The sequence below is a fragment of the Cupriavidus sp. BIS7 genome (assembly GCF_000292345.1).
In the GTDB taxonomy this organism is placed as follows: Bacteria; Pseudomonadota; Gammaproteobacteria; order Burkholderiales; family Burkholderiaceae; genus Cupriavidus.
In genome coordinates, this window is record NZ_ALOU01000020.1 from 27658 (window position 1) to 43888 (window position 16231).

16 protein-coding genes are annotated in these 16231 nt (G+C 64.2%); 10 read left to right on the top strand and 6 right to left on the bottom strand.

Annotated features, from left to right (window positions below; genetic code table 11):
• Positions 1–96 precede the first annotated feature (96 nt).
• The 3 genes from B552_RS0108110 to cysS form a co-directional block, all read right to left on the bottom strand.
• Positions 97–1068, bottom strand: a complete 972-nt coding sequence (locus tag B552_RS0108110; RefSeq protein WP_019448500.1) for an acetyl-CoA carboxylase carboxyltransferase subunit alpha — start codon at positions 1066–1068, stop codon at positions 97–99.
• Between the two features lie 135 nt (positions 1069–1203).
• Positions 1204–2070, bottom strand: coding sequence for a DNA-3-methyladenine glycosylase (locus B552_RS0108115; RefSeq protein WP_019448501.1), 867 nt, complete (start codon positions 2068–2070; stop codon positions 1204–1206).
• A complete protein-coding gene (cysS, locus tag B552_RS0108120; RefSeq protein ID WP_026035446.1) occupies positions 2067–3455 on the bottom strand; it encodes a cysteine--tRNA ligase in 1389 nt (462 codons plus the stop codon). The genes B552_RS0108115 and cysS overlap by 4 nt, the downstream gene beginning before the upstream one ends.
• 212 nt (positions 3456–3667) lie before the next feature.
• Here cysS and B552_RS27315 point away from each other — a divergent pair, with 212 nt between their 5' ends.
• The 4 genes from B552_RS27315 (at position 3668) to B552_RS0108140 (ending at position 6523) form a co-directional block, all read left to right on the top strand.
• Complete coding sequence (locus B552_RS27315; protein ID WP_019448503.1) at positions 3668–4426, top strand: tetratricopeptide repeat protein; 759 nt, start codon at positions 3668–3670, stop codon at positions 4424–4426.
• Positions 4427–4505: 79 nt separating this feature from the next.
• Positions 4506–5114, top strand: coding sequence for a peptidylprolyl isomerase (locus B552_RS0108130; protein WP_019448504.1), 609 nt, complete (start codon positions 4506–4508; stop codon positions 5112–5114).
• Between the two features lie 49 nt (positions 5115–5163).
• The gene (locus B552_RS0108135) at positions 5164–5664 is read left to right on the top strand and encodes a peptidylprolyl isomerase (RefSeq protein ID WP_019448505.1); all 501 of its coding nucleotides are present in this window, start codon (positions 5164–5166) and stop codon (positions 5662–5664) included.
• Positions 5665–5731: 67 nt separating this feature from the next.
• Positions 5732–6523 (top strand): UDP-2,3-diacylglucosamine diphosphatase, encoded by a 792-nt coding sequence (locus B552_RS0108140; protein ID WP_019448506.1) that lies wholly within the window; start codon positions 5732–5734, stop codon positions 6521–6523.
• A 51-nt stretch (positions 6524–6574) separates the two neighbouring features.
• Here the strand turns inward: B552_RS0108140 and cysE are convergent, their stop codons facing one another.
• Complete coding sequence (gene cysE, locus B552_RS0108145) at positions 6575–7318, bottom strand: serine O-acetyltransferase (RefSeq protein WP_019448507.1); 744 nt, start codon at positions 7316–7318, stop codon at positions 6575–6577.
• Between the two features lie 294 nt (positions 7319–7612).
• A complete protein-coding gene (locus tag B552_RS0108150; protein ID WP_019448508.1) occupies positions 7613–8482 on the bottom strand; it encodes an RNA methyltransferase in 870 nt (289 codons plus the stop codon).
• 221 nt (positions 8483–8703) lie between these two features.
• On the opposite strand from B552_RS0108150, the gene B552_RS0108155 reads away from it, so the two are divergent.
• From B552_RS0108155 to B552_RS0108175, 5 genes are all read left to right on the top strand, one after another.
• Positions 8704–9525 carry an inositol monophosphatase family protein gene (locus B552_RS0108155; RefSeq protein WP_019448509.1) on the top strand — a complete coding sequence of 274 codons (822 nt, stop codon included), beginning with the start codon at positions 8704–8706 and terminating at the stop codon, positions 9523–9525.
• 205 nt (positions 9526–9730) lie between these two features.
• Positions 9731–9910 (top strand): type II toxin-antitoxin system HicA family toxin, encoded by a 180-nt coding sequence (locus B552_RS0108160; protein ID WP_019448510.1) that lies wholly within the window; start codon positions 9731–9733, stop codon positions 9908–9910.
• Between the two features lie 29 nt (positions 9911–9939).
• Positions 9940–10344, top strand: coding sequence for a type II toxin-antitoxin system HicB family antitoxin (locus tag B552_RS0108165; RefSeq protein ID WP_019448511.1), 405 nt, complete (start codon positions 9940–9942; stop codon positions 10342–10344).
• A gap of 338 nt (positions 10345–10682) precedes the next feature.
• The gene (gene mutS, locus B552_RS0108170; protein WP_035879592.1) at positions 10683–13292 is read left to right on the top strand and encodes a DNA mismatch repair protein MutS; all 2610 of its coding nucleotides are present in this window, start codon (positions 10683–10685) and stop codon (positions 13290–13292) included.
• Complete coding sequence (locus tag B552_RS0108175; protein WP_026035448.1) at positions 13289–14350, top strand: hypothetical protein; 1062 nt, start codon at positions 13289–13291, stop codon at positions 14348–14350. The genes mutS and B552_RS0108175 overlap by 4 nt, the downstream gene beginning before the upstream one ends.
• Before the next feature lie 93 nt (positions 14351–14443).
• Here the strand turns inward: B552_RS0108175 and B552_RS0108180 are convergent, their stop codons facing one another.
• Positions 14444–14977, bottom strand: a complete 534-nt coding sequence (locus tag B552_RS0108180; protein WP_019448514.1) for a peptidylprolyl isomerase — start codon at positions 14975–14977, stop codon at positions 14444–14446.
• Between the two features lie 11 nt (positions 14978–14988).
• Here B552_RS0108180 and B552_RS0108185 point away from each other — a divergent pair, with 11 nt between their 5' ends.
• Positions 14989–16197, top strand: a complete 1209-nt coding sequence (locus tag B552_RS0108185; protein WP_019448515.1) for a cupin domain-containing protein — start codon at positions 14989–14991, stop codon at positions 16195–16197.
• Positions 16198–16231: the final 34 nt, after the last annotated feature.

Below are 16231 nucleotides of genomic sequence, written 5' to 3' on the forward strand. Positions count from 1 at the left end.
GCGATCGTGAGCGGCGCGCCAGCGCCAGAAACAACAAAGGCCGCACCGGCCTGAAGAGCCTGTGCGACCTTGTCGGTCAGACGACGTCCGTTCACATCATTCCTGGGCGCCGGTTTCCTTGAACTTGCCATAAGCCATCAGGCGCTCGTGACGGCGCGCCTGCAGTTCCTTGACGCTCATGCCCTGGAACTGGCGCAGCGATTCAGCCAGCGAGCGCTTGAGCATCGTCGCCATGCCCTTCGGATCACGATGCGCGCCGCCGAGCGGTTCGCTCACGATCTTGTCGATCAGGCCCAGCGCCTTCAGGCGGTGAGCCGTCAGGCCCAGTGCCTCGGCAGCTTCCGGCGCCTTTTCGGCGGTCTTCCAGAGGATCGACGCGCAGCCTTCCGGCGAAATCACGGCGTAGGTCGCGAACTGGAGCATCTGCACCACGTCACCCACGGCAATTGCCAGCGCACCGCCCGAACCGCCCTCGCCGATGATCGTGGCGATCAGCGGCACCTTGAGCCCGGCCATCACGTAGAGGTTGTGGCCAATCGCTTCCGACTGACCACGCTCTTCGGCGTCGATGCCCGGGAACGCGCCCGGGGTGTCCACGAACGTGAAGATCGGCAGGCCGAACTTGTCGGCCAGTTCCATCAGGCGCTTGGCCTTGCGATAGCCTTCGGGCTTGGACATGCCGAAGTTGCGCATCGCGCGCTCCTTCGTGTCGCGGCCCTTCTGGTGACCAATCACCATGCAAGCCTGGCCATTGAAGCGCGCCATGCCGCCAACGATCGAGAGGTCGTCGGCAAACGCGCGATCGCCATGCAGTTCATGGAAATCGGTGAAGATCTCGCGCACATAGTCCAGCGTGTACGGACGCTGGGGATGGCGCGCGATCTGTGCCACCTGCCACGGGGTCAGGCTGGCATAGATGTCCTTGGTCAGCTGCTGGCTCTTGCCGGCCAGCCGGGAAATCTCTTCGGAAATATCGACAGCCGAATCGTCCTGCACAAAACGCAGTTCTTCGATCTTTGCCTCGAGTTCGGCAATCGGCTGTTCGAAATCCAGGAAGGTGGTTTTCATAAAAACGCGGACCTGTCTGTGAAGGGGCGCATTCTACCGGAAAAAGACCGGTTTCCGACCGCCCTGAAAGTTGATTTCAACGCACAAATAGCGGAAATCAACACCGTATTTGTCCCAATACAACCCGCATTGCTCCTAATACGTCACTGGCACCGGATCAAGACTGCGCCACATGTACCACGTCGCCACGGTTCGCCACGGCTCCCAGTTGGCGGCCACCTCACGCGCCTCGCTGCGCGTCACGGGCTCGCCGCTAAAGTAGTTGGCAGAGATCGCATTGATCAGCCCAACGTCATCGAGCGGCAACACGTTGGGCCGCATCAAATTGAACATCAGGAACATCTCCGCCGTCCAGCGTCCGATACCGCGAATTTGCGTCAACTCGGCAATCACCGCCTCGTCGTCCATGCCCGCCCATTCCTTGACATGAACGCGCCCGGCCTTGAAGTGGTCGGCCAGATCGATGATGTACTCCGCCTTGCGCTTCGACAACCCGCAGGCCGCCAGTTCGTCGGTGCCTGCCTTCAGGAACTGCGCGGGGGTCAGGCGTGGGCACGCGGCAACCAGCCGCTCCCAGACCGATTGCGCTGCCTTGACGGAAATCTGCTGGCCGACGACCGAGCGTGCCAGTGTGATGAACGGATCGCCACGCGACACCAGGTGCGCCGGACCGTAGGTCGGGATCATCTTGCGCAGGATGCGGTCGCGCTTCATCAGGTCGGCGCAGGCCTCGTCCCAGTACGCGGGGCGAACGGCGTCGATGACGGTCTCGACCGGCAACGGTATGGCGTCCACCTCAGGCAGATCGGCCTTGCGGGATTTGCCGGCGACCTTTGCGGGGGCCTTCGCGGCGCCCTTCGTAGGGACCGTTGCTGGAGCCTTTACGGTGACCTTATCGGCGACCTTGTCGAGCACCTTGGGCGCCCGCTTGGCGGCGACCTTGCCCGCCGGCCCCGGCTGGGCAGGTGCGATTGCCTTCGGCTTGCGCGCGGCAGCGTTCAAGCACGCCTCCACTCGGTGACGCCACCTGGCTTGTCTTCCAGCACCACGCCGGCTTCCAGCAGTTCGGCGCGGATACGGTCCGCTTCGGCAAAGTTGCGCGCGGCCTTGGCTGCGCGGCGGGCGGCGATCTGCGCTTCGATCGCATCGCCGCTCAACCCGCCGGACACCTGGCCGCCCTGCAGGAACGTATGTGGATCGCGTTCGAGCAGGCCCAGCGTACCGCCAAGCGCCTTGAGCTGATGGGCAGCCGCCACCGAACCCGTGCGATTAACCTCGCTGGCCAGGTCGAACAGCACCGAAACGGCGATCGGCGTGTTGAAATCGTCGTTCATCGCCTCGGCAAAGCGCCTGGCGTGCGGCTCATCCCACTCCACCGCGCAGCCGCCCGGCTGCGTTTCCTTGAGCGCGGTATACAGGCGCGTCAGTGCGTGGCGCGCGTCGTCAAGATGCGCATCGCTATAGTTCAGCGGGCTGCGATAGTGGGCGCGCAGGATGAAGAAGCGCACCACTTCGGCATCGTATTCCTTGAGTACGTCACGGATCGTGAAGAAGTTGCCGAGCGATTTCGACATTTTCTCGTCGTTCACGCGCACGAAGCCGTTGTGCATCCACATGTTGACGAACGGCTTGCCGCTGGCGCCTTCGGACTGGGCAATCTCGTTCTCGTGGTGCGGAAACTGCAGGTCCGCGCCGCCGCCATGAATGTCGAAGTGCTCGCCAAGCAGCGTGCAGCTCATGGCCGAGCACTCGATATGCCAGCCCGGACGGCCACTGCCCCACCGCGAATCCCACTTGCTCTCGGGCGGTTCGCTTTCCTTGGCCGACTTCCACAGCACAAAGTCGAGCGGGTCCTGCTTGGCGTCGTTGGCACTGACGCGCTCGCCGGCGCGCAGGTCCTCCAGGGACTTGCCGGACAGCTTGCCGTAGCCGGGGAACTTGCGCACCGAGAAGTTCACGTCGCCGTCCGCGGCCTGGTAGGCCAGGCCACGGGCCTCCAGCTTCTCGATGATGTTGAGCATCTGCGGCACGTACTCGGTAGCGCGAGGCTCGTAGTCGGGGCGGATCACGCCCAGCGCGGCCGCATCCTCATGCATGTACTGGATGAAGCGCGTGGTCAGCTGGCCGATCGTCTCGCCGTTTTCGGCAGCGCGGCGGATGATCTTGTCGTCGATATCGGTGATGTTCTGGACGTAAGTCACGTCATAGCCGGCAGCGCGCAGCCAGCGGTGCGCCATGTCGAACACCACCATCACGCGCGCATGGCCAACGTGACAATAGTCGTACACGGTCATGCCGCACACGTACATGCGGACCTTGCCGGGTTCGATGGGCACGAAAGGCTGCTTTTCACGCGCGAGCGTGTTGTAGATGTTCAGTTGCTGCATGAAGCGATGTGAGTGGGTGACGGCGTCGATGACATCGAGCGAAGACCGCGGCGCACGGGCACGCGTGCCAATGACGCGCGGGCCCCATATCTTACCGGAAGCCTTCAACGGCAGCCGGACACGCTGTCGATGATGTCTTGCAGACGTGCGGCCAGTGCTGCACGCCTCGCCGCTTTGCTAGAATGCCGCGGAGTATAACGGACCGCCCTTACATGAGCCTGCTTCTGCCCAACCCGACCATTGCTTCGCTCCGCCGTGGCGGATCACTTTCCGCACTGGCAAGTGCGCTGGCGATGGCCGCCATGCTGGCCGCCGCGCCGGCAATCGCGCAGAACGGGCCGCTGTCGCTGACGCCCCCGCCAGCGGTCCCGACGGGCCCGCAATCGGCCGATCCCGGCATGAAGCCCGCGCAAAAGGCCGCCAATGACAAGCGCTATGACGAAGCCATCGCCGGGTTCGACCGCGTGCTGGCGGCCAACCCGCGCAATGCTCAGGCGCGTTTCCAGCGCGCATGGGCAATGGCCAAGGCCGGGCATGAGGACGAAGCGATCCAGGCCTTCGCCGAAATGGCGCAGGATTTCCCCGAGTTACCCGAACCGCACAACAACCTGGCTCTGCTGTATGCGAAGCGTGGCGACCTGAAGCGCGCCGAAGCGGAACTGCTGCTGGCCATCGAGGCCAAGCCCGACTACGCCATTTCCTACAGCAACCTTGGCGACATTTATCGGGCGCTGGCCGTGCAGGCCTACGGGGACGCGGTCCGCCGGAACCCTGGCGACAAGCGCGCTGCCGCAAGCCTGCGTGAGCTGCAGCCGGCCTCGAGCCCCCCAGCCGCCCCGGCCAAGGCACAGCCCAAGGCGTCAGTGAAGGCACCTGCGAAGGCGCAGGCCAAGGAATCGGCTGAGGAGCCTACCAAGGAGCCCACCAGGGAGCCCGCAGCCGCCCCGGCCAGCTCACCCGCAGCACACTGAGCACCGACAGATATTCATCCACATTGGCGATGTCCAGGTGATGTCGCCGTCTGCCTGACCTGCAACCCGGAGTCCAGAGATGACCCTTTCCCGCCGCTTCGTCCTGGCCGGCCTGATGGCCGCCGCCACCGCCCTGTCTCCGCTGGCCGCAATGGCACAGGGCGCAAGCCCGGCCGCCGCCGCGCCGAAGTCCGAACGCGTGCAGTTCGTGACGACCGACGGCAAGTTCACCATCGAGGTGTACCCGGATGCCGCGCCCAAGACTGTCGCTAACTTTCTCGGCTATGTGAAGAGCGGCTTCTATAACGGCACGATCTTCCACCGCGTGATCAACGGTTTCATGGTCCAGGGCGGCGGCTTCGACCGCGACATGAAGGAAAAGCCGACACTGGCGCCAATCCCGCTGGAATCGCAGAATGGCCTGAAGAACAAGGCCGGAACCGTCGCCATGGCCCGTACGGCCAATCCGAACTCGGCAACTGCCCAGTTCTTCGTCAATGTGGTGGATAATCCGAACCTCGACTACCCGCAGCCGGACGGCAATGGATATGCCGTGTTTGGCAAGGTGGTAGAGGGGATGGACACGATCGACAAGATCAAGACCGCGCCGACCACCGCCTATGGCGCCATGCGCAACGTGCCCGCCGCGCCGATCGTGATCGAATCGGCCACCGTGGTGACGAAGTAACCCCGAACACCCCATCACCGAACATCGAACATCGTACAGAGGTAACCCCATGAGCAAGGTACAACTCCAAACCACGCAAGGCGTCATCACCATCGAACTGGACGCCGAAAAGGCTCCGAAGTCGGTCGAGAACTTCCTGTCGTACGTGCGCAAGGGCCACTATGACAACACGATCTTCCACCGCGTGATCAAGAACTTCATGATCCAGGGCGGCGGTTTCGAGCCGGGCATGAAGCAGAAGGATACCGATGCGCCGATCGAGAACGAAGCCGGCAACGGCCTCAAGAACGACCGCTACACGGTTGCCATGGCGCGCACCAACGCACCGCACTCGGCCACGGCCCAGTTCTTCATCAACGTGGTGGACAACGATTTCCTGAACTTCAGCTCGCCCACGCCGCAAGGCTTCGGCTACGCCGTGTTCGGCAAGGTCGTGGAAGGCACCGACGTCGTGGACGCCATCAAGGGCGTGCGCACCGGCAGCTCGGGCTTCCACCAGGACGTGCCGATGGACGACGTGGTAATCCAGAAGGCCACGATCGTCGAGTAATCACGTTACCGTCGATTCAACCGATACGCGGCATGCCGCTCGTGGTGAACACATACATCCGGACCGCATGACCGCTCCCACCCGCACGCCGGTGGCCGCACCTGTCGAGGTGCAGGCGCCGGCGTGGTTCATTTCCGATCTGCACCTGACTGCCGGCATGCCCCGCACGCTGGCCGCGTTCCGCCACGTGCTGGAACGCGCTGCGCGGGATGCGCGCGCCTTGTTCATCCTGGGGGACTTCTTCGAGTTCTGGGTGGGTGACGAGGAAACCGACACGCCGTTCGCCACCGAAGTGGCGGCAGCCCTGCGCCGGCTATCGGACGCGGGCGTGCCGATCTACCTGATGCATGGCAATCGCGATTTCCTGATCGGCCGGCGCTTTGCCGCCGCGGCGGGCGCCAGACTCTTGCCGGACCCTTCGGTGATCGTCTGCGCTGGCCAGCGTGTGGTGCTCAGCCACGGGGACATGCTGTGCACCGACGACCAACGCTACATGCGCTTCCGCCACTGGACACGCAAAGGCTGGGTGCAGCGGCTGTTCCTGATGCTGCCGCTGGCCGCACGGCTGGCGGTTGCGCGACGCTTGCGCGCCGATAGCGAGGCCGGACGTGCTCGCCAGCGCGACGAAGCGACACCACCAACCTATGGCGATGCCGCGCCTGACGCCGTCAGCGCGCTGCTGGCGGCCAGCGCAGCCGGTACGCTGGTCCACGGGCACACCCATCGCCCCGCTCGCCACGAACACGGCAGCGGTGTGCGCTGGGTGCTGACCGACTGGGACCTCGATGGCCGCCATCCGCGCGCAGCCGTCCTGCAACTTGACCATACCGGCTTCCACGTGCTGCCGCAGGTCGAATGACCATGCATTCGACCAAGCGACAGCCACCGCGGCGTCCCGCCTGCGCCTCCGTTACTTCATCAGCTTGCGCAGCTCGCTCGCGTCGAAGCGGTCGTTCGGCGTGTTCTCGAGATGCTCGCCGAGCCGGTCGAGCGCGGCCAGCACGGCCTCGATGCGGTCATGTTGCTTGGCCGCGTTGTCGATCAGGCTCTTGAGCGCCAGCGACACGGGATCGTCCGCGTTCGGCGTAATGCCATAGGCCGAGAATTCCTGCCTCGCACCCTGCTGCGGCGCTGGCGCGTCCGGCATGATGATGCGCGCGGGAATGCCCACGGCCGTCGCGCCAGCCGGCACGGGCTTCAGCACCACGGCATTGGAGCCCACGCGCGCGCCATCGCCCACCTCGAAACCACCCAGCACCTTCGCGCCGGCACTGACCACCACGCCGGCACCAAGCGTCGGATGGCGCTTCTGGCCCTTGTACAACGACGTGCCACCAAGCGTCACGCCCTGGTAGATCGTGCAGTCGTCACCGATTTCGGCGGTCTCGCCGATCACCACGCCCATGCCGTGATCGATGAATACGCGGCGGCCAAGCTTGACCGCCGGGTGGATCTCGATACCGGTCAGGAAGCGGGACCAGTGCGAGATCCAGCGGCCAAGCCAGTGAAAGCCGCCGCGCCAGCACGCGTTGGCCACGCGATGAAATATCACGGCATGCAGCCCGGGATAGCAGGTCAGGACTTCCAGACGGCTGCGCGCAGCGGGGTCGCGCAGCATGATTGCGTCGATATCTTCCTTCAGGCGAGTGAACATCTTTATCGTGTCGTGTAGCCGCAGCGTGCGCCGTCCATGCGAACGGTCGCCGATGCAGTCATTGGCCGGTATTGAGCAGGTGTTGTGGGAACGGCCCAGGCGCGCGAGACAGCGAGTGTAAGAGATTTGCGCGTCGACCGCCCCGCCCCGACGACGTCAGGGCTATTCGAGCGGCACCGGCTTCAACATCGTTCCGGCAGGGTCGCGCATGCCAGCCCCACGGCCGGACGGCAGTCTGCCGCTCCGCCACGGATAGGGCAATGCATGGGGTACGCCGGAATGGTTGCCACGGATCTAGCCTTCCTTATTGCCTTCGTTCCTGGTCTCACTCGCCAGCAGCATGCGCTTGGCAATGCCGCGCAGGATGTTGACCTCCTCGCGCTCCAGCCCCGCCCGTGCGAACAGCCGGCGCAGGCGCGGCATCAGCTTGCGCGGATTCTCGGGGTCCAGGAACCCGATTGCGGCAAGCCCGGCCTGGAGATGGCCGAACATCGCCTCGATCTGCTCGGCGGTGGCGGGGTCACCAGCATAGCCGATATTGCCGGCGTCGTCCGACGGCGCACCTGCCGCCTCCAGCGCCTCGAGCAAGGCAAGCCGCAACTCGTAGGCGATCAGTTGCACGGCCTGGGCCAGGTTCAGCGACGCATAGGCCGGATTGGCCGGGATATGGGTCACCGCCGAACAGCGCAACACCACGTCGTTCGGCAAGCCGTAGCGTTCGTTGCCGAATACGAAGGCGACGCAGGCATCGCGATCCGCGTTCAGCATCGCCCGCCCCTGGGCCACTGCGGCGCGCGGCAACAGGCGTGGCGGCCCGAATTCGCGCTGCCGGGCCGTCATCGCAACCGTGTAGGCCGTACCGGACAGCGCGGCCTCGATGCTATCCACGATGTGGGCGCCGGCCAGTACGTCGTCGGCGCCACTGGCCATCGCCACGGCATCCGGGTGCGTCAGCACGCCGGGCTCGCGCGGCGAAACCAGCACGAGGCTGCCAGGCGCCTGCCCGAAGCCCATCGTCTTCATCGCGCGCGCGACAGAGCCCACGTTGCCCGGGTGGCTGGTTTCCACCAGCACCACGCGCACACGGGAAAAAATGCCTGAAAGATCACCATCGGCTTTGGCGCCGGGGATCGGATCGGTCTGAGAATTCAACGCTTCGGTCATCTGGGACGTCCCGGCCACGTCGATTGGCGTTCTCGACTCGTACGACTGGCCGGGTTCCTATACAATGCTGCCTTCCAATTGCGGTGCGGCGCCTCACATGGCGACGCCCCTCGTTCTTCTACAATCCGTTGTGTTGTCTGGTGGTCCCGGCAGCCCGCGCGCTTCGCCCTTGCGGCGATTCCTGTCGCGCCGTTGCGCTGCTGCCCCGCCTGGAGAGATTCATGCATCCGATGCTCAATATCGCCGTCAAGGCGGCCCGCAAGGCGGGATCCATCATCAATCGCGCGTCCATCGACGTCGACCTGGTTCGCGTTTCGCGCAAACAACACAACGATTTCGTGACGGAAGTTGATCGCGCCGCCGAGGCCGCCATCATCGACGTCATCCGCACTGCCTACCCCGAGCACGCCATTCTAGCGGAAGAGTCCGGCCAATCCTGGGCCGACGGCGACGAGCAGGCCGAATTCACCTGGGTCATCGACCCGCTGGACGGCACCACCAACTTCATTCACGGTTTCCCGCAGTATGCAGTGTCGATCGGCCTGCTGCACAAGGGCGTGCCATCGCAGGCGGTGGTCTACGACCCGACCCGCGACGAACTGTTCACGGCCAGCAAGGGCGCCGGCGCCTTCCTTAACAATCGCCGCATCCGCGTCACCCGCCGTGACAAGCTGGCCGATTGCCTGATCGGAACCGGATTCCCGTTCCGTGACCTGGAAGGCATGGACGAGTACCTGGAGATGTTCGCGCTGATGACGCGCAGCTGCGCCGGCCTGCGCCGGCCGGGCGCCGCCGCGCTGGACCTGGCCTACGTGGCCTGCGGCCGCCTGGACGGTTTCTTCGAGCGTGGACTCAAGCCGTGGGACATGGCCGCTGGCATGCTGCTGATTACCGAGGCCGGTGGCCTGGTTGGCAACTACGCCGGTGAATCGCGCCAGATGGAACAGGGCGAGGTACTGGCCGGCAACCCGAAGATCTTTGCGCAGATGGTCCGCCTGCTGGCGCCTTTCTCGCTGGACAACGCCAAGCCCGCCGCGGCCTGATCGCCAGACAGCAAGCCTGACCCGCGCATCACAGGCGCCATCGGAGAAATCCGATGGCGCCTGTTTCATTTTGCGCACTTCTTTTCAGAATCCGGCACGGGATTTTCTGATCGACCCTACCTAAAGTTGCTCGCGACACACAATTTTACTTGCGCCCCCTCTCACCGTGTGTAGACTTACACACGGATCAACCTGGGGGTCGACATTGCATTCGTCCGCGCTGATCCGATTGATCGAACAGAAGGGATGGAGGCTGGTGCGCACGCACGGCAGTCATTTCACTTTCAAGCATCCGCGGTGCATGCTCGTCATCACCGTGCCGCACCCGAAGAAGGACCTGCCAGCCGGCACGGTCCGCAGCATCCTGAGGACGGCCGGGCTATGAGCAGCGCACCCAGCACAAAGAGGAACGACATGGACTTTCCGATCGCCATTTACAAGGACGCCAACTCGGTTTACGGCGTGACCGTGCCTGACGTTGCGGGCTGCTATTCGGCCGGGGAAACCATCGAGGACGCGATCCGCAACGCGCGTGACGCCATCACGACACACGTCGAGGCATTGCTCTCCCTTGGAGAAGAAGTTGTGCTCGAGGCAACGCCGATCGAAACGCTGCAGGCCCGGCCAGAGTACGCGGAGGCAATCTGGGCGCTGGCCGACGTCGACACGAGCAAGCTGGACGCCCGCCCCGAACGTATCAATATCAGCCTGCCGCGCTTTGTACTGCACAAGATCGATGCTTTCGTCGAACGCCGCCATGAAACGCGCAGTGGTTTCCTCGCCCGCGTGGCGCTCGATGCCATTGCAAGCGGCGCCTGAGCGCAAAAAGCGAAAATTCCCAAGTGAAAATGAGAATTCGGCACGAAGCCGCTGTGTCTGGTGGCAGTAAAATGCCGCTTTGCGCCGCGGCTGGGCAACGCTGACGCCCTTACGCCACAAGATCCCTGACCGACGGCAATCGATACACCGGCGGCCCGGCCCGAAGGCCGGCTGCCGCCCAAGAGGAATGCATGCCAGCAGAAGCCCTTTCCGCACCTGCCACTGAAGGCGACAACACCGCAAACGCGGGCCAGTTGACTGACCTTGCCGCCACTTCCGCCAAGGCCGAGAAAGCCGAGAAGCCGGAAAAAGCCGAAAAGGCAGAGAAGCACACGCCGATGATGCAGCAGTACCTGCGCATAAAGGCCGATCATCCGGACACGCTGCTCTTCTACCGGATGGGTGACTTCTACGAACTATTCCATGACGACGCCGAAAAGGCCGCACGGCTGCTCGACATCACGCTGACTTCGCGCGGGCAGTCCGGGGGCGTGCCGATCCGCATGGCCGGTATTCCATTCCATTCGGTAGACCAGTACCTGGCCCGGCTGGTGAAGCTTGGCGAATCGGTAGCGATCTGCGAACAGATCGGCGACCCTGCGACGAGCAAGGGCCCGGTCGAGCGCAAGGTGGTGCGCATCGTTACACCAGGCACGCTGACCGATGCCGCGCTGCTGCCGGACAAGTCCGACACGTATCTGATGGCAGTGCACCAGCAGACCACGCGCCGTGGCGTCAGCAAGACCGGCCTTGCGTGGCTGAACCTGGCCAGCGGTGAATTGCGTCTGATGGAGTGTGACGCCGCGCAACTCTCGCGCGAACTCGAGCGCATCCGCCCGGCCGAGCTGCTGTATGCCGACGGCATGGAACTGCCGGACCTCACCTGCGCACGCACACGCCTGCCAGAGTGGCACTTCGACCAGGACGCAGGAACGCGCCGCCTGCGCGAGCAGATCGGCGTGGCCAGCCTCGAACCGTTCGGGTGTGCAGGCCTGGGCGCTGCGCTGGGAGCGGCCGGCGCGCTGCTCAACTATGCCGCAACCACTCAGGGCCAGTCGCTCCGGCACGTCCAGGGCGTCACCGTCGAACGCGAGTCCGAATTCGTCGGCCTCGATTCGGCCACGCGGCGCAATCTCGAACTGACCGAAACACTGCGTGGCAGCGAATCGCCAACGTTGTTCTCGCTGCTTGACACTTGCTCGACCACGATGGGCAGCCGCGCGCTGCGCCATTGGCTGCATCACCCGCTGCGCGACCCGGCATTGCCGCGGGCGCGCCAGCAGGCGATCGGCGCGCTGATCGCCCAGGGTCCGGACGTCGTGCGCGCCACGCTGCGCAGACTCAGCGACGTGGAACGGATCACGGCGCGACTCGCCCTGCTGTCTGCACGCCCGCGTGACCTGTCGTCGCTGCGCGATACCCTGCGCGCACTGCCAGATGTGCAGGCCAGTGTGATCAAGCCTGACGAAGCACCGCTGCTGGCGCAGACGCTGGAAGAACTCGACATCCCGCAGGACTGCCTCGACCTGCTCCTGCGCGCCGTGGCCGAAGAACCGTCGACCGCGCTGCGCGACGGCGGCGTGATTGCACGTGGCTACGATGCCGAACTCGATGAACTGCGCGACATCTCCGAGAACTGCGGGCAGTTCCTGATCGACCTTGAAACGCGCGAGCGCGAACGCACCGGCATCACGAACCTGCGTGTCGAGTACAACCGCGTGCATGGCTTCTATATCGAAGTCACCAACGGGCAGGCCGACAAGGTGCCGGATGACTACCGCCGGCGCCAGACGCTCAAGAACGCCGAGCGTTATATCACCCCGGAACTGAAAGCGTTCGAGGACAAGGCGCTATCGGCGCAGGACCGCGCGCTGGCGCGCGAGAAACTGCTCTACGAAGCCCTGCTGCAATTGCTGCTGCCGCATATCGGCAGCCTGCGCCGCGTGGCCGGCGCGCTGGCCCGCCTGGACGTGTTGGCAACCCTGGCCGAACGCGCGCAAACGCTCGACTGGACCCAGCCGGAGCGCGTCAAGGAGAACGTCATCGACATCTCCCAGGGTCGTCACCCGGTAGTCGAAGGGCAGCTTGCCGCGGAGTCCGTCGCGTTCATTGCCAATGACTGCCAGTTGACCGAGGCGCGCAAGCTGCTGCTGATCACCGGCCCGAACATGGGCGGCAAGTCGACGTTCATGCGCCAGACCGCGCTGATCGTGCTACTGGCCTGCGTGGGCTCGTGGGTACCCGCACGCAATGCCATGATCGGCCCGGTGGACCGCATCTTCACGCGTATCGGCGCGGCCGATGATCTGGCCGGCGGCCGCTCGACGTTCATGGTCGAGATGACCGAGGCCGCGGGGATCCTGCACAACGCCACGCCATCAAGCCTGGTGCTGATGGACGAGATCGGCCGAGGCACCTCGACCTTCGACGGCCTGGCGCTTGCGTGGGCCATTGCGCGTCATCTGCTTTCCCATAACCGCAGCCACACGCTGTTCGCAACGCACTACTTCGAGCTGACGCAGCTGCCGCAGGAATTCCCGCAGGCAGCCAACGTGCACTTGTCCGCAGTGGAACACGGCGACGGCATCGTGTTCCTGCATGCCGTGCAGGATGGCCCGGCCAGCCAGAGCTACGGGCTGCAGGTCGCGCAACTGGCGGGCGTTCCTCAGCCGGTGATTCGCGCGGCGCGCAAGCATCTGGCCTGGCTGGAGCAGCAGTCCGCGGATGCCACACCCACTCCACAACTGGATCTGTTCGCAGCGCCCCCGGCGCCGTCGGGCGAGGACGACACCGGAGAGTCGGCATCCAGCCAGCCAACAGCGTCACCCGCGCAATCGGCAACGCTGGAGGCGTTGGCGGACATCGATCCAGACAGCCTGTCGCCGCGCGATGCACTCGAGGCACTGTATCGGCTCAAGGCAATTGCGGAGACGGCGCGTACGGTATGACGCCCTGCTCCCGGAGTCGGAACGCCGCAACCGCCCTTCTGGCGGTCCTAGCGGCTGCCACCTGCGCGTTGCTCGCAGCGCCCACACTCGCGCGTGCGGCGCACTCGGAGAAGATTGCGCCGCCACCAGCGCCAACCGTGCAGCCAACGCGGATTGCGCTGGTTGCCGATGTGCCGCAGTGGCCAGCAGCCGAATCGGAAACCTCCGCGCTGTTCGACATGATGAACGCCCAGCAGGTGGCGCTGATTGTCCATGCCGGCGGACTGAAGGGCGACACAGAATCGTGTGGAGACGCGATTCTCAGTGCGCGCCTGCAGGTCCTTGACGACTCCCCTGCCCCGCTGCTCTATGTGCCGGGTGAAACCGACTGGGCGGAATGCCAGAAGCCTTCGAACGGGCAATTCGACGCCGTCGAACGGCTTAATCGCTTGCGCGAGCTGTTTTTTCCGGTCGACACAACGCTCGGCCAGCGGACACTACCCGTGATACGGCAGTCAGACCAGGCGCTGTTCCGCAGCTATCGCGAGAACGTGAGGCTGGTGGCCGGCAACGTCATGCTGGTGGGTCTGAATCTGCCGGGCGATAACAATCACTATCGCAGCGAAGGCGGGCGCAATGGCGAGTTCGAGGACCGGCGCGAGGCCAATCGCCAGTGGTTGGCGCGGGCGTTCTCGGTGGCCGGGCAGCGCGACCTTCCGGGCATCGTCGTGATCGCGCACGGCGATCCTCAGTTTGGCAACGGTTGGGAAAAGCGTGGCAAGCCAACGCTGTTGGACGCCTTCGTGCGGCATGGCCCGCGCGACGGCTATGCGGAGTTCAAGCGGCAGCTTCGCGACCTGACTGCAAGATTCTCCGGTCAGGTGCTACTGGTCCATGCGAGCGACAACGGCTTCAGCGTCGACAAGCCAATGCGCGATGCGGCTGGCAAGATCGTCGCCAATTTCACGCGCGTGGCACTGCCGAATGGCTCCCCTTCCCGCTGGACTGAGCTGACGATCACCCCAGGAACGAAGTCGGTCTTTCAGGTGAGCTTGCAGGACGGGCCCAAAGGCGATTGATCACCGTCAACAGAACCAAAAAGAGAAAAGCCGGCATTTGCCGGCTTTTTCATCCCGCGATGACCTGTCGCGTATCGCTCGTCTATGTATTGCTTAGTGCAGCGTGCGCGGCGCTTCGTCTTCGCCGTCATCGTCCTCGTCGACCACTTCGATGCCCGAAGCACCATGTGCGTGGCCATGCTCGACTTCCTCTGCCGTGGCTTCACGAACCTCGGACACCTTCAGCCAGAAGCGCAGCGCCATGCCGGCCAGCGGGTGATTGCCGTCCAGCACCACCTTGTCCTCGGCCACATCGGTTACCGTGTAGATGATGGAATCCTCGTCGTCGCCGTCCTCGGGAACGCCTTCGAACTGCATGCCAACTTCAAGCGGCTCGGGGAAACGATCGCGCGGCTCCACCTTCACGAGTTCGGCATCGTAGTCGCCAAATGCATCGTCAGGTTCGAGCTGCAATTGGGTCTCGAAGCCGGCGTCATGCCCGTCCAGCGCTTCCTCGATCTTGGGGAACGTGCCATCATAGCCGCCGTGCAAATAGACCATGGGCTCATCCGACTCTTCGATCAGATTGCCCTGCGCGTCCGACAGCTTGTACACCACGGACACTACCGTGTTCTTAGCGATTTTCAATTCTTGACTCCATGAGCGATTCCGCATTATACGCGCAGGCCCTGCCTGCGGAACCTGTCGATCCCGACGCGCCGCTCACGCTGCTCGGGGGCATGACGCCCGCGGCTTTCATGCGTGAGATCTGGCACCGGAAACCCTTGCTGATTCGACAGGCCGTGCCGGGAATTGTGCCCCCTGTGTCGCGCGAAGCGCTTTTCGAGCTCGCCGACCGCGACGACGTGGAGTCACGCCTGGTGTCGTACTTTCGCAACCGCTGGAAACTCGAGCACGGCCCGTTCGCCGAAGATAACCTGCCCTCGCGCAAGACCGGCAAGTGGACACTGCTGGTCCAGGGGGTCAATCTGCATGAGCGGGCGGCTGCCGATTTGATGAGCCAGTTCCGGTTCGTACCTGATGCGCGCCTCGACGACGTGATGATCTCGTACGCCACCGACGGCGGCGGCGTGGGACCGCACTTCGACTCCTACGACGTATTCCTGCTGCAAGTATCGGGCCGGCGCCGCTGGCGCATTTCGTCACAGACGAAACTCGACCTGATTCCCGACATGCCGCTCAAGATCCTTTCGGACTTCAGCGCGGAACAGGAATGGGTGCTCGAGCCTGGCGACATGCTCTACCTGCCGCCACAGTACGCGCATGACGGCGTGGCCGAGGGTGAGTGCATGACCGCCTCGATCGGCTTCCGCGCGCCCGCATACCGCGAGCTTGCAGGCCATTTCCTCGCATGGCTCTCAGAGACCGTAGCGGACAACGAAGATCTCGACGGCCGCTATGCGGATGCTGGCGAAGTCGCAACGTCCTCGCCGGCACAGTTGCCGCCGCACCTTGCACGTACCGTGACCGAGCGCCTCCAGGCACTCAAATGGAACGCCGGCATGGTCTCGGAATTTCTTGGTACGTATCTGTCCGAGCCGAAGCCGTCCGTACAGTTCGATGAAGTTGGCGAGATTCCGCTCAAGCAGTTCACGAAGCTGGCGCGCGCACACGGTGTGGTTCTTGCGCCCGCCACCATTGCGCTCTACGATCGCACGCACTTCTTCCTCAACGGCGAAGCGTACGAGCCGCCGGCCCCGTTGGCCAAGTGGCTGCGGCGCCTGGCAGACAGGCGTCATCTCACCGCGAGTGAAGTCGAAGCCTGCGTTGCATTGCCCGATCTTATCGACACATTTCATGACTGGGCCATGGAAGGATGGCTGCAACTTGCGCCCGCCCGCGTGTAATAATGCGTAACAAATCGAACGTGTAAAATTCGAC